This is a genomic window from Shinella oryzae, assembly GCF_023038235.1.
Taxonomy (GTDB): Bacteria; Pseudomonadota; Alphaproteobacteria; order Rhizobiales; family Rhizobiaceae; genus Shinella; species Shinella sumterensis.
The window spans coordinates 2,749,124-2,761,550 of sequence record NZ_CP081987.1; the positions used below are offsets into that span (position 1 = coordinate 2,749,124).

Consider the following 12,427-nt stretch of genomic DNA (forward strand, 5'->3'; position numbering starts at 1 on the left):
GAGGCCGCTTGGAAAAATGCAACTGCACATGATCAGGACGGATGCGGATATCGCAGCAGGTCTCGTCGACCTCGCCCTTCTCGACGCCCGCCTTTTCAGCGTCATCGACAAGGCGGGGCCTGTGCCTCTGCGGCGGCTGGAACCCGGCTATCGCGGCCTTGCCGGCATCATCGTCTCCCAGATGGTGTCGCGCGCGAGCGCCGATGCGATCTGGCGCCGGCTGGAGACGGCGGCCGGAGACATCACGCCCCACCATGTGCTCGGGCTGTCGGATGAGGAGTGCCGGGCCATCGGCCTGTCGCGCGCCAAGACGGATACGCTGCGCCGCGCGGCAGAAGCCGTCGACCGCGGCGATCTCGACCTCGATGCCGTCTGCCATCTCGACGCACCGGCCGCCACCCGCACTCTCACCGCCATCAAGGGCATCGGCCGCTGGACGGCGGACGTCTACCTGCTGTTTTGCGGCGGGCATCCCGATATCTTTCCGTCTGGCGACATCGCCCTGCAGAACGCCGTCGCCCATGCGCTCGGCCTCGCCGTGCGGCCAAGCCCGCAGGAACTGGATGGGATTGCTGAGCGATGGTCGCCCTGGCGCGGCGTTTCGGCCCGGCTTTTCTGGGCATATTATGCCCGGGAGATGCGCCGGGAGGTCGCTCCGGTGCTCGAAGGCTGAAAAACGCGAACTAGCTTGTTTTCGCTTTTCATTCCCCGCTTCACAATGCTGTAACAACGCGCCTAATATAGAAGGGCAGATGCCGAATCGCTCAGGAGAAGCCCTTGACGATTTCAGTTTCACCACAGGCCCTGCCAGCTCTTGTACTGAATGCTGACTACAGGCCGCTGAGTTACTACCCCTTGTCGCTCTGGTCATGGCAGGACGCGATCAAGGCCGTATTTCTTGACCGCGTAAACATCATTGCCGAATACGAACACTCGGTGTCCTCGCCGAGTTTCTCGATGCGCCTGCCAAGCGTCGTGTGCCTGAAAACCTACGTGCAGCCGTCACGCCATCCGGCCTTTACCCGGTTCAACGTGTTCCTGCGCGACAAGTTCGAATGCCAGTACTGCGGGTCGCCGCACGACCTGACCTTCGACCATGTCATCCCGCGCGCCCATGGCGGCGAGACGACCTGGCAGAATGTGGTCGCCGCCTGCTCCCCGTGCAATTTGAGAAAAGGCAGCAAGCTGCCGAAGCAGGCGGGCATGCACCCGCATCAGAAGCCCTACCAGCCGACGGTTCAGGATCTGCACAACAACGGGCGACTGTTTCCACCCAACTATCTCCACGAAAGCTGGATGGACTATCTCTACTGGGACGTCGAGCTGCAGCCCTGATCGGCTGCGGGAATTATGCCCTGGCCGACCGCACGCCGGAAAAGGCGATCGCGGCAAGGATCAGGCTTGCAATCACGTTCCAGCCGGCAAAGGACAGGCCGAGGAAGCGGAAGGATGCCTCCGTGCACGACGGTCCATGCTTGCTGTTGAGATCGGCGAGCAGGTCACCCGCATTCTGCGTGACACCCTGGGCCGTCGTCGCGCAGGTTGCCGGTCCCTCCCAGAAACCCCATTCGACGCCCGCATGATAGACACCCATGCCGGCGCCCACGAGCATCATGATGCCGGCGATCGCAAGCAGCGTGCGGGTGAGCCAGGCCGGGCCGCCGAAAAGCGCCGAGGCCAAGGCCGCAAGAGCGACCGGGATGCCGTAATAATAGGGATCGCGCTGCAACAGGCAGAGCGCGCAGGGGATGTAGCCGCCGATATGCTCGAAGCCCAGGGCGCCGCCCACCGTCGCCACCATGCCGAGGGTGAGCAGCGCGGAGGAGACCACGGGCGAGGAAACACGTTGGAAAGACATGGATGCTCCAGTTCAAGACAGATCCCGGGCGGCGTCAACCGGCAAGGGAAACGCGACGACGGCGGCAGAAGCGTGCCGCATCCCGTATTCGCGGACATTTACCACCTGCCGTCGCCAAGTAAATCACCGCACGAACATGTGATGCATTCTTGCCGTCCGGAAACGTCCATTCTCGCATCCGGAAATCCGTTCGCCGCCTTCAGGAGGAAGCTGTCCGGAGGGGCTGCAATACGGCTTCGGCCAGCGCCGCCTCGCGCATCGGTGCCGCCTTGTCCCGGTAGTCGGCATCCATCGCCATATCGGCAAACGCCCGGCGGTTTGGGTATCGTACGAGCGCCACAGCGTCCCAGGCCTGTCCGGGCTCCGCCGAAAGCGCCGGGAGGCCATTGCCGACATAGACGATCTCCGCCCCGAACCGGGCGACGATCGGCGCGGCGACGGCGAGATACTCCGCATATCGCTCCCTGCCGCCATTTTCCCTAAACCGCAGGAGATTCAACATGACGACGGGTTGTCCGTCGTCGTCGTTCAGGAAGCTTTCGAATGCATTTTCAATGAGGGTAAGCATTGCGACCTCGAATCTTGGATAATCGCCGGGTTCGGCCTGACATTGCCCCGCAACGCGCCGGTCCCGGTCAGCAATCAGGCTAAAGGGAGCGCCCAAGGATCAGAATGCCGGAAGCGTCAAAAAATCTGCCCGATCCTGCGGGCGGCGCTTTCGCCGGGCGGGCGAAGCGCCGATCCGAATCATGACGCTCTTCCAGACGAGCACTGAACGTCACCGACGCGTGGCGAGGCAGCTACGCAGTCTGCATCCTGCGACCGACAAATTCATTGTAGAGACGCTGCTGAGTGATGGCATCGCGCTTTGGAGCACCGCCAAACGTCCGGGAATATTCGCGGCTGAACTGCGACACGCTTTCGTAGCCGACCTGGTAGGCAGCGTCGGCCACGTTTGCATCTTCCATCACCATCAGGCGCCGCGCCTCGAGAAGGCGCAACTGCTTCTGGAACTGCAGCGGCGTCATCGATGTCATCGCCTTGAAATGCTGATGAAACGACGAAAGGCTCATGCCCGCCGCTTCCGCCAGATCCTCCATACGAAGCGTCCGGGCGATGTCCTCGTGCATGAGGTGGAGGGCTTTCGCGATCCGGGCGGCGTTCGACTCAGGCTCGACCAGCTTGCAGAGTTCGCCGCCGTTCGGGCCACTCAAGAGCCAGTAGCAGATCTCCCGCATGACGGACGGAAAAAGGATCGGGATCGCCTTGGGCGTGTCGCACATCCGCAGGAGGCGCAGGGCACATTCGGCCAAGGGTTCATCGACCTGCCGCACGAACAGGCAGGGACCGGAATCGGCGGGAGGCGCCGGCGGCGCTTCGAGCTGTTCCAGCACGTCGCGGATCATCGCCACGTCCAGCGCAAGCATCAATCCGGTATAGGGCGCATCAGGGCTTGCCTCGACGATGTGCCCCGTCGCCGGCAGCGCCATGCCGACCGCCAGGCACTCCATCGCGCCGTAGCGAAGCGTGTCCTCCCCGACGACGATTTCCTTCGCCCCCTGGAGCACGATGCAGATCGACGGCTTGTAAACCTGCTGCATCCGCATCCTCTCCTTGAAGGAACGGACGATATAGAAGCTGTCGATCGGCGTCGGGAATGCGCCCTGCCCGCCGCCCTGGGCCTCGATATAGGCGTCGACGGCTCCGAACAGCGATGGCGGCACACGCACCTCCGGAGGTTTGCGAGGCCAGCGCAACACCCGGCCCTCAACAGGCAACCTATCGTCGCCTGCAGGATCGGGCAAGTTTTTTGAGGCTTCCGGCATTCTGATCATCAGACACTCCATCTAGCTTGAGGATGCGAACCAAGCGAGGAGTGCGTCGAACATGACAGAAGCCGCCGCACGGTCAATAGCAATGAAGCAAAAGATACCGCCCCGTGGCCTACGAAGGCACGCAGGCGCAGGCGTCCGGCCTCGTGACGATCGGCTCAGGCCTTCGTGGGCTGGCGTCATCGTCGGCATGGTCGCCGATGCGGTGGCGGCTGCGCCGGCACCCAATAGCCTCGACTGGGGCTGCCGGCCGGTCCCGATCGCAAACGCCCAGACCGGCCCGGACCGGCCCAAACCAGCCTTGCCCTGCTGATCGCAAACCGGCGGATCGCCGCTTTGCCGGAGGTGGGGTGACCCTCGCCGTCTCCCGGTCGGCCGCAAATCCGCGCTGTTTTGAAAGCCGCCCGGCGAGGCAGCACCTGTCGCAACAGAGTACCCGCATCCAGAAAGGAACCATCAAGATGACCAATGCCGATACCTCACGCCGCACCTTCATGACCCTCGCGGCAGCGACGCCCGCCGTTCTCGCCATGGGAGGCGCGGCATCAGCCCAGACAACCGCTCTTCCCGGCGCCGGCAAGGCGGCCGTCGTCACCGGCTCGTCGCGGGGCATCGGCGCGGCGACCGCAAGACGCCTGGCGCGTGACGGCTTTGCCGTGACCGTGAACTACCTCACGAACCGTGATCTCGCCGCCCGCGTCGTGGCCGACATCGAGGCGGCCGGCGGGCGCGCGATCCTCCAGCAGGCGGACGTCGCCGACCCCGCAGCCGTCAAGGCCCTTTTCGACGCCAATGATCAGGCATTCGGGGGCGTCGATGTGGTGGTCAACAACGCTGGCATCATGAATGTCGGCCCCTTCGCCCAGATGACGGACGACGCCTTCGACCGCATGATGGCCACCAATGTCAAGGGCAGCTTCAATGTGCTGCGCGAGGCGGCGCGGCGGACGCGTGACGGCGGCCGGATCATCAGCCTGGCCTCGAGCATCATCAAGACGCCACCCCCGGCGACCGGCGCCTATGCCGCCACGAAAAGCGCCCAGGTGCTCTTTTCCAGCGTCCTTGCGAAGGAACTGGCCGGTCGCAACATCTCGGTCAACGCGGTGGCACCCGGAGCCGTCGACACGCAGCTCCTCCGTCAGCACGGCGAAGAAGCGCTCCGCGGCATTCCCGAACAGACCCCCCTCGGCCGCCTGGGCCTGCCGGACGACATCGCCGGCGTCATCGCGCTTCTCTGCTCGCAGGACGGCGCCTGGGTCGACGCTCAGACCGTGTTCGCGAACGGTGGGCTGGGTTGACGGAGAAACGCCCGTTGATGGCAAACGGGCGTATCCCGGCCAGTTTCGCGGATCGAAAGCCGAGATCGAGGCGGCGCGACATTGCGAGGCTTCCCGAGCCTCGCTAACGTCGATTGAACCCGGTCAATGAGGTTGAGTGATCATGCAAAACACGAAAAACCCTTCGGCGAAGGTCATCCTGATCACGGGCGCCGGCCGCGGCATCGGCGCCGCGCTGGCCGTCGCGGCCGCTGCGGAGGGTCACTACGTGGCTGCGAATTACCGCTCGGAGAGTGCCGAGGTCGATCAACTGCTGTCTCGCCTGAAGGACGGCATCGGTATTCGGGCAGATGTCGGCATCGCCGAGGATGTTCAGCGCCTGATCGAGGAAACGCTCGCGCATTTCGGCCGCATCGACTGCGTGATCAACAATGCCGGTATCGGCGAGGTCTGCCCGATCGACCGTCTCGATCTCGCGCTATTCCAAAAGACGCTTCATGCCAACCTGACGAGTGCGTTTCTTGTCTCGCAGGCGGCATGGCCCCACATGATCCGGGACGGTGGCCGGCTCATCTTCATGTCGTCGACCGCCGCCCGCACCGGCGGCGGGCTTTCCGCCGCCTATGCCGCGTCGAAAGGCGGCGTCGAGAGCCTGATGCACGCCTATGCGACCGCGCTCCGCCCGCACCGGATCACGGCGAATGCCATAGCGCCCGCTCTGATCGAGAGCAGGATGGCCAGCGCGATCGATGCAGGCCCCACCGAAAATCTGCCTCTGGGACGCATGGGACGTCCGGAAGAACTCTGGCCGGCAACACGGATGATCATGGAGACCGAATATCTTACGGGCCAAACCATTCATGTCGATGCCGGCAGATACATGACCTGAATGCGTGGCGAACGGGCTGCCTCAGCCCGTTTTCGCTTCGGTATAAAGCCTCAGCCCTCGATCAGCCATTTCCGGATCAAGGCTACGAGGTCATCGACAGCCACGTCCAAGGGCATGCCGCCTTCCATGACCTCGGCCGATAGCGCCTCCATCGTCCCGATCAGGCCGACGCACCGTCGCTGCACGACCTTTGAATCGAGTTTCGAAAGCGGCTGAATGGCTGCCGCATAGAAGGCCGCGTGGTCTTGCCGGGTCCGACGCTGATGGGCCTCCATGGTCGCATCACCGCGCAATGCCGCATCGATCGCATGCCATTCCGGCCCGATCGTCAGCGCGCATTCCAGGTAGGCGCTCGACAGGATCCGCGCGACCTGCTCCGGCTCTTGCGGCGCGTTCTCCAAGGCGGCAGCCAGAGCCGCGACCTGCCGGTCCATTGCCGCCTTGGAAAGAGCGATCATCAGCCCCGAACGGCTCTCGAAGTGGCTGTAAGCGATCGGCTTGCTCACGCCCGCACGTTCGGCCAGCGAGCCGAGCGTCAAGGCGTCCGTGCCCTCTTCGCGCACGATGGCGGAGGCGACGTCGAGGAGTTGGGCACGGCGTTCAGGTCTCGGCAGTTTCTTCGACATCACACATCTCTCTTGACCTGAACCAAAGCTACTAATAGTAACTTACGGATTGTAGCATTGAGCCGGGCTCATTCAAAGAGCCTGCGGCATCCCTTTCCGGAGACATTGATGCACGTCCTCATCGTAACGGCCCATCCCGATCCCGCTTCCTACACCCACGCTGCGGTAGCCCGGCTTGTCGACGGACTGAAGAGCGTGCCCGGCACCACGCATGAAATCCTGGATCTGGCATCGAGCGGCTTCGACCCGCTTTTCGGCGTTGCCGACAACGACCTCTTCCATGTCGGCGGGCAGACGCCGGCCGACGTCATCGATCAACAGGCACGCGTCGACAGGGCCGACGTCCTGGTGCTGGCGTTCCCGGTCTATTGGTGGTCCATGCCTGCGGTTATGAAGGGGTGGATCGATCGCGTCTTTATCCGCAACTGGGCGTTCGACGACGACCCCGCCAGGAAGACGACCGGCCTTCTGGGACGCCTGAAAGGACAGGTCGTCGCGATCGGCGGCGTGGATATCGGCACCTACGAGCGCCGCGGCTATCTCGACGCAATCAAGGCGCAGATCGTCCAGGGCATCTTCGGGTATTGCGGCATCCAGCCCATCGGCCTGGACTTGTTGCTCCCGATCGACCAGCCAGCGGCCGAGCAGGGATTGCAGGACGCCTTCGATATCGGCCGGCGTGTCGCTACGTTGAATTAACCCGGGCCGGGTTCGCCGTTTCCCGACGAAGACACTCCGCGGGCGATGACAATCAATTCTGTCCCTGAGAAGAATGGTGCGGGTGGTCGGAATCGAACCGACACTCCTTTCGGAACCGGATTTTGAGTCCGGCGCGTCTACCAGTTTCACCACACCCGCACATTTGCCGCCGATTCCGGCCGGCGCTATTTGCGCCTGAGCATGCCTCCCCCAATAGAGCGAGGCGGCATGGAGTGTCAACGGGAAAGGCCGGTTGCTCGATCGATCCCGCCCGCCACATCTTTTTCTCAAAAAAATTCTTTTTTAGCGGGAACGAATTTTCTATGGCCTCGTTTAGGGAGCGCAACCGCAGACACCCCCGGATGCGGTTGTGAGGGGGACCCAAGGGCGATGTGCACGCTCTTGGGTCTCAACCCAAAACACCTGATACTCCCAAACTTCCAACATGATCGAACCCATGCGCCGGCAAAGACGAACAATTGCGTCTGTCCGGCGTTCTGTCGCGCAGACGGCAAAGGAGAGCACCATGGTTTTCAAGGAAGGCACCTTCAAGGGCGAGCAGCCGGAACATTTCGAAGGCCCCCACCCGGCATGGCTGGAAACGGCCGTGGCGGACGCGCTTTCGATAGCCGGTGACATCGATGCGTCCGACATCTCCGTTACCTGCAAGGGAACGCGCATCATCCTGACCGGCAGCGTCGGCTCCCCGGAAGAGGGTGCCCGGGCCGTCGAGATCGCCGCGTCCGTCAAGGATGTCACCGAGGTCGACAGCCGCCTTTCCTGGCTCTGACCCGCAAAAAGCCGCCATTGCCCGGCCGCACCCCGGAATGCTAGTTGCAATGCAGCATGAAACGGGAGTTCTGCCGGATGCTTGTCGAAAGACCTGGCTATGATGCGCTGTACGCGGATTTCCGCTGGGATATCCCCGAGCGCTTCAATATCGGCACCGCCGTTTCCGATGCATGGGCCGCACGCGATCCCGATCGCGTGTGCCTCCAGCATTTCCTGCCGGACGCCGCGCCCCTTTCGCTGACCTACGGCGAACTTGCCGCAAAATCCGATGCCTTCGCGGCCGCCCTCCGCGCCGAAGGCGTCGAGAAGGGCGACCGCGTCGCGATCCTGCTGCCGCAGGGCTTCGAGACGGTCATTGCCCATCTCGCGACATACAAGGTCGGCGCCATCGCCCTGCCGCTTGCGCTACTCTTCGGTGCCGACGCCCTGCTCTTCCGCCTGGAAAATGCCGGCGCCAGGGCCATCGTCACGAATGCTTTCGGCCTGGAGCGCCTCCAGCCCATCCGCAACCAACTGCCGTCGCTGAAACTGGTCATCGCGACGGAGGCCACCGGTGACCCGACCGTAAAACCCTTCCACGACCTTCTGTCGCGTCACGCAGGCGCCTTCGACGCCATCGACAGCGGTCCTGATGACCCCGCGATGATGATCTATACGTCAGGCACAACGGGCCCGCCGAAGGGCGCGTTGCACGGGCATCGTGTCCTGCTCGGCCACATCCCGGGCTTCCAGATGCACCACGAGTTCCTGCCGCAGCCGGGAGACCGCATCTGGACGCCGGCCGACTGGGCCTGGGCGGGTGGCCTGCTGAACGTCCTGTTGCCGGCGCTGCTGCTCGGCGTTCCCGTCGTCTCCTCGCCGGGCCAGAAGTTCGATCCCGACATGGCCTACCGCATCATGCAGGACATGGACGTGCGCAATGCCTTCATTCCGCCGACCGCGCTGCGGCTGATGAAGACGGTCGCCAATCCCCGCGCAAAGTACCGCTTGAACCTGCGCACCATCGGCTCGGCCGGCGAATCGCTCGGGCGAGAAACCTGGGAATGGGTCCGCGATACACTCGGCATCACCATCAATGAGTTCTACGGCCAGACCGAGTGCAACATCGTGCTCGGCTCTATCGGCAAGCTCGGCGTGTCGCGGCCCGGCCCCATCGGCAAGCCCGTGCCGGGGCACGTTGTCGCCATCATCGACGCGAACGGTGCGGAAGTGCCGCGCGGCACCGTCGGCCAGGTCGCGGTCAAGCGCCCGGATCCCGTGATGTTTCTCGGATACTGGAACAATGCCAGGGCAACGGCGGAAAAGTTCATCGGCGACTGGATGACGACCGGCGACCTCGGGCACATGGACGAGGAAGGCTATGTCACCTTCTTCGGACGGGACGACGACGTCATCACCTCCTCCGGCTACCGCATCGGCCCGAGCGAAATCGAGGATTGCCTTGCCGGGCATCCCGCCGTGCAGCTTGCCGCGGCGGTCGGCAAGCCCGATCCCGTCCGCACGGAAATCGTCAAGGCCTATGTCGTGCTGCGGCCCGGCCGGGAGCCGTCTGCGGCGCTTGCCGCCGACATCCGCGACTGGGTGAAGTCGCGCCTTTCGATGCACGAATATCCGCGCGAGGTGGAATTCGTCGATGCGCTGCCGTTGACCACGTCCGGCAAGGTCATCCGCCACCTGCTGCGCGCGCGCGCGGCAAGCGAAGCGCCGTTTTATGCCTAGTGCAGCACCCTAACGCCGGGCGAGCGAGCGGATCTTCTCGCGCAGCAGCCGCGCCACGTTGCGGGTGTTGCGGTAGAGATGCAGCTGAGCCGCCACCTGGCGCACATCCCGGTCCCTGTTCTGCTGAAGCCCCACGACCAGCGTGCCCATGTCCTCGCGCTCTTCCCAGAACCGGCTCATGACGGGATGATCCGGCACCGCGCAGGAATCCGACCGCAGGATGTTGGCGTCGTCCAGATGCCACTCGGTGAGTTCGGCGACGAGGAGCTTGCCGGGCGAGTATTTCGCGAAGTCCTCGTCATAGGCCGTCTTCCACGTATAGGCCTCGCCCCCCATCAGGAACACGACCATGGACGCGATGGCGCGGCCATCGAGATCGAGCGTGTGGATACGCACGCCGTCAGTCTCGGCGAGATTGGTGATCGCCTCGCGGGCGAAGGCAGCGCGATAGCGGTCGTTGATCATCGCCGTGCGGCTGCGGCCCTTCCAGCCCGAGGCTTCGAGCAGGAGGAACTCCTCCATGCGCACGCGGATATCCGCCGGCTGGCGGGCGACAGTGTAGCTGAGCGCGCCGAGCCGATCGAGCTTGCGCCACTGCCGACGCAATTCGCGGAAATGCTCCGGCGAGATGGCTTTCTGCAGATAGGTCTGCCCGTCCAGCAGGCTTTCCAGCATCGGACGGCGATAGGTGTCGGTCACCGTTACCGGCAGGTTGCGGCCGATCGCGACGGCGCGCATCAGCTGGGCGAAGGGGCCGGTGAGCCGCAGGTCCGGCAGGACGAGGACCGAGGGCAGCGCCACGCCGGACCCGCCGAGCGCCTCCAGGAAATTGTCCAGCGTCTCGGCCGCGTCTTCCGCATCGACCAGCGGCGTGCCGATCGGGCCGAACGGGTTGGACCAGGCCCGCAAGATGCTGGAGCCGATGGAAAAGCCGGGCTTCTCGACCGAAAACGGCATGAGCAGGCGGATGCGGCTGCGCTCCGCGCTTTCATCCCTGACGATGGCAAGGCGGACGGTGCGGTCTTCCAGACGCGGCATGGCGGGCGCCAGGAAACGCCCCGAGAAGAAGACATTCGGCTCCATGACCCGGTTCGACAGGAAGTCGAGCTCCTGCTGCAGCTCGTAGCCGGCCGCGGCCGGATAGAGCGCGAGCGAACGGCCGGGGCGGCCGACGGCCACCCGCAGGTCTGCCGGCGGATGAGCGAGCGGGCGCGCCGGCGGAATGGCGGCCTGCGCGCGCCCGCCGGCGATTGCATGGTCGAAGCCGTGGCTATCGGTCATGGTTGTCCATCCCGTTGACAAGGCTTGCCTTCACCGGATTGGCGAAGGCGAAGAGAATGATCGAGAGTTTGCCCCGCACGGCGAGGTGCAGGAGCAGCGCTTCCACCATCATGGCGCCGGCCGTCGCCACGGCGGCCCCGGTGATGCCGAAGAGCGGTATGAGGGTGACGTTGAAGGTAATGTTTGCCGCCAGTGCCGCGGCATAGACCATGACGCAGAGCTTCTGCTCTCCCGACATGGTGAGCAGCACCTCGCCCGGCCCGACCAGCGCCTTGGCCATGATGCCGGAAAACAGAATGAACATCAGGCTCCAGCCCGCCGTGAAGGCAGGCCCGAACAGCGACAGCAGGAGGTGGCCGAGGGCGAGAACGGTGAGCCCCACGCCGAGCGACGGCCAGAAGCTCCAGCGCACCGTCTCGCCGGCAAAGGTCGCCAGCGCCACGCGGTCGCCGGAGGAGAAGAGCGCCGAGAAGCGCGGCGCGGCCGCCGCCTTCACCGAAAAGAACACGAAATGCACCAGCGCCATCGTCTTGGCGGCTGCGAAATAGATCGCGACGCTTTCCGGGTCGAGAAACAGGCCGACCACGATGACATCGGAATTGGTGAGCAGGAAGCCGAAGCCCTCGATGAGGAAGATCGGCAACGCGGCCTTGAGCCACAGCGAGAACTCGGTCCGGCGAGGCCCGGCGACATAGCGCTTGCCGAGCCGGTGGACGATGTTGAAGAACTGCACGACGGTCGTCAGGTAGGTGGCGGCCAGCGCGGCTGCCATTGCGGTCAGCGCCGTATGCGGCGCCCCGTATGTCACGGCCAACACCATGAAGACGAGAATGAGCAGCGGCCGCGCAATATAAGTTGGGCTCAGCGCCACCACCGCCCAACTGTGCGCCCGCGCCGTGCTCTCCAGCACGTCGCCCAGCGCGATCATCGGCATGCAGAAGAAGCCGATGAAGAGCGGCACGACATAATAGCCTGTCACGCTATCGCGGAGCAGCCAGAGCAATAGCAGCCCGACGGCTGCGATCGCGCTGGAGGACAGCATGGCGAAGGTGCGCGCGGTCGATGTGAGGCCGCGGATTTCTGCATGCGCATTGCGGCCGGCATAGCCGGGCAGGAAGCGCACGACGGTCGTGTGAAAGCCGAGACAGGACATGTCGCCGATGATGACGACCAGCGCCCAGACGAAGACGAAGATGCCGTATTCGAACTCGCCCATCAGGCGGGCCAGAACAATCTGCGTGAGAAAGGCGATTGCCGCGCTGGCGACGCGAATGGCGAAGGCGACGAGCGCCATGCGCTGGGCGAGCGTGCGCGGATCGTCGCTGGCCAGGACGCGCAGCCAGGGCACGACCCTGCCGCGCAGACCCGATGGCAGCAATTTCTCTGCCGACTGAATGACCGCTATCAACACAGCAACCCGAACGCTACGCAGAACTCAACGCAACAGTCTTGTC

At 64.3% G+C, this 12,427-nt stretch carries 13 protein-coding genes and 1 tRNA gene; 7 read left to right on the plus strand and 7 right to left on the minus strand.

What is annotated here, in order from left to right:
- The first annotated feature begins 22 nt into the window (after nucleotides 1-22).
- Nucleotides 23-673, plus strand: a complete 651-nt coding sequence (locus K6301_RS13410; RefSeq protein WP_247220616.1) for a DNA-3-methyladenine glycosylase family protein — start codon at nucleotides 23-25, stop codon at nucleotides 671-673.
- A 104-nt stretch (nucleotides 674-777) separates the two neighbouring features.
- Entirely contained in the window at nucleotides 778-1,335 is a 558-nt protein-coding gene (locus K6301_RS13415; protein WP_134649370.1) for an HNH endonuclease, read from the plus strand.
- Nucleotides 1,336-1,348: 13 nt separating this feature from the next.
- On the opposite strand, the gene K6301_RS13420 is transcribed toward K6301_RS13415, so the two are convergent.
- From K6301_RS13420 to K6301_RS13430, 3 genes are all read right to left on the minus strand, one after another.
- The gene (locus tag K6301_RS13420) at nucleotides 1,349-1,858 is read right to left on the minus strand and encodes a disulfide bond formation protein B (protein WP_247217612.1); all 510 of its coding nucleotides are present in this window, start codon (nucleotides 1,856-1,858) and stop codon (nucleotides 1,349-1,351) included.
- 199 nt (nucleotides 1,859-2,057) lie between these two features.
- Nucleotides 2,058-2,426 carry a DUF1330 domain-containing protein gene (locus K6301_RS13425; RefSeq protein WP_247217613.1) on the minus strand — a complete coding sequence of 123 codons (369 nt, stop codon included), beginning with the start codon at nucleotides 2,424-2,426 and terminating at the stop codon, nucleotides 2,058-2,060.
- Nucleotides 2,427-2,658: 232 nt separating this feature from the next.
- A complete protein-coding gene (locus K6301_RS13430) occupies nucleotides 2,659-3,582 on the minus strand; it encodes an AraC family transcriptional regulator (RefSeq protein ID WP_247220618.1) in 924 nt (307 codons plus the stop codon).
- 569 nt (nucleotides 3,583-4,151) lie between these two features.
- Between K6301_RS13430 and K6301_RS13435 the strand changes: the two genes are divergently transcribed.
- Together K6301_RS13435 and K6301_RS13440 are read left to right on the plus strand one after the other, a co-directional pair.
- Nucleotides 4,152-4,988: an SDR family oxidoreductase gene (locus K6301_RS13435; protein WP_247217614.1), complete on the plus strand. Its 837-nt coding sequence runs from the start codon at nucleotides 4,152-4,154 to the stop codon at nucleotides 4,986-4,988.
- Nucleotides 4,989-5,130: 142 nt separating this feature from the next.
- Nucleotides 5,131-5,856: an SDR family NAD(P)-dependent oxidoreductase gene (locus K6301_RS13440; protein WP_247217615.1), complete on the plus strand. Its 726-nt coding sequence runs from the start codon at nucleotides 5,131-5,133 to the stop codon at nucleotides 5,854-5,856.
- Nucleotides 5,857-5,906: 50 nt separating this feature from the next.
- Here the strand turns inward: K6301_RS13440 and K6301_RS13445 are convergent, their stop codons facing one another.
- Nucleotides 5,907-6,482 (minus strand): TetR/AcrR family transcriptional regulator, encoded by a 576-nt coding sequence (locus K6301_RS13445; protein ID WP_247217617.1) that lies wholly within the window; start codon nucleotides 6,480-6,482, stop codon nucleotides 5,907-5,909.
- A 108-nt stretch (nucleotides 6,483-6,590) separates the two neighbouring features.
- Between K6301_RS13445 and K6301_RS13450 the strand changes: the two genes are divergently transcribed.
- Nucleotides 6,591-7,181 (plus strand): NAD(P)H-dependent oxidoreductase, encoded by a 591-nt coding sequence (locus K6301_RS13450; RefSeq protein ID WP_247217619.1) that lies wholly within the window; start codon nucleotides 6,591-6,593, stop codon nucleotides 7,179-7,181.
- 74 nt (nucleotides 7,182-7,255) lie between these two features.
- On the opposite strand, the gene K6301_RS13455 is transcribed toward K6301_RS13450, so the two are convergent.
- Nucleotides 7,256-7,340 (minus strand) — tRNA-Leu (locus tag K6301_RS13455).
- A gap of 367 nt (nucleotides 7,341-7,707) precedes the next feature.
- On the opposite strand from K6301_RS13455, the gene K6301_RS13460 reads away from it, so the two are divergent.
- Nucleotides 7,708-7,971 carry a BON domain-containing protein gene (locus K6301_RS13460; RefSeq protein ID WP_134649363.1) on the plus strand — a complete coding sequence of 88 codons (264 nt, stop codon included), beginning with the start codon at nucleotides 7,708-7,710 and terminating at the stop codon, nucleotides 7,969-7,971.
- A gap of 77 nt (nucleotides 7,972-8,048) precedes the next feature.
- Nucleotides 8,049-9,692, plus strand: coding sequence for an AMP-binding protein (locus K6301_RS13465; protein ID WP_247217621.1), 1,644 nt, complete (start codon nucleotides 8,049-8,051; stop codon nucleotides 9,690-9,692).
- A gap of 9 nt (nucleotides 9,693-9,701) precedes the next feature.
- On the opposite strand, the gene K6301_RS13470 is transcribed toward K6301_RS13465, so the two are convergent.
- Together K6301_RS13470 and K6301_RS13475 are read right to left on the minus strand one after the other, a co-directional pair.
- Complete coding sequence (locus tag K6301_RS13470; protein WP_247217623.1) at nucleotides 9,702-10,973, minus strand: GNAT family N-acetyltransferase; 1,272 nt, start codon at nucleotides 10,971-10,973, stop codon at nucleotides 9,702-9,704.
- Nucleotides 10,963-12,351: a lipopolysaccharide biosynthesis protein gene (locus K6301_RS13475; RefSeq protein ID WP_247217625.1), complete on the minus strand. Its 1,389-nt coding sequence runs from the start codon at nucleotides 12,349-12,351 to the stop codon at nucleotides 10,963-10,965. Before K6301_RS13475 ends, K6301_RS13470 begins: the two co-directional genes overlap by 11 nt.
- Between the last annotated feature and the right edge of the window lie 76 nt (nucleotides 12,352-12,427).

Bases quoted from the DNA above. Each gene is read 5' to 3' on its own strand.
- K6301_RS13420 (WP_247217612.1), bottom strand. From the start codon at position 1,858: ATGTCTTTCCAACGTGTTTCCTCGCCCGTGGTCTCCTCCGCGCTGCTC.
- K6301_RS13425 (WP_247217613.1), bottom strand. From the start codon at position 2,426: ATGCTTACCCTCATTGAAAATGCATTCGAAAGCTTCCTGAACGACGAC.
- K6301_RS13435 (WP_247217614.1), top strand. From the start codon at position 4,152: ATGACCAATGCCGATACCTCACGCCGCACCTTCATGACCCTCGCGGCA.
- K6301_RS13440 (WP_247217615.1), top strand. From the start codon at position 5,131: ATGCAAAACACGAAAAACCCTTCGGCGAAGGTCATCCTGATCACGGGC.
- K6301_RS13445 (WP_247217617.1), bottom strand. From the start codon at position 6,482: ATGTCGAAGAAACTGCCGAGACCTGAACGCCGTGCCCAACTCCTCGAC.
- K6301_RS13450 (WP_247217619.1), top strand. From the start codon at position 6,591: ATGCACGTCCTCATCGTAACGGCCCATCCCGATCCCGCTTCCTACACC.
- K6301_RS13460 (WP_134649363.1), top strand. From the start codon at position 7,708: ATGGTTTTCAAGGAAGGCACCTTCAAGGGCGAGCAGCCGGAACATTTC.
- K6301_RS13465 (WP_247217621.1), top strand. From the start codon at position 8,049: ATGCTTGTCGAAAGACCTGGCTATGATGCGCTGTACGCGGATTTCCGC.
- K6301_RS13470 (WP_247217623.1), bottom strand. From the start codon at position 10,973: ATGACCGATAGCCACGGCTTCGACCATGCAATCGCCGGCGGGCGCGCG.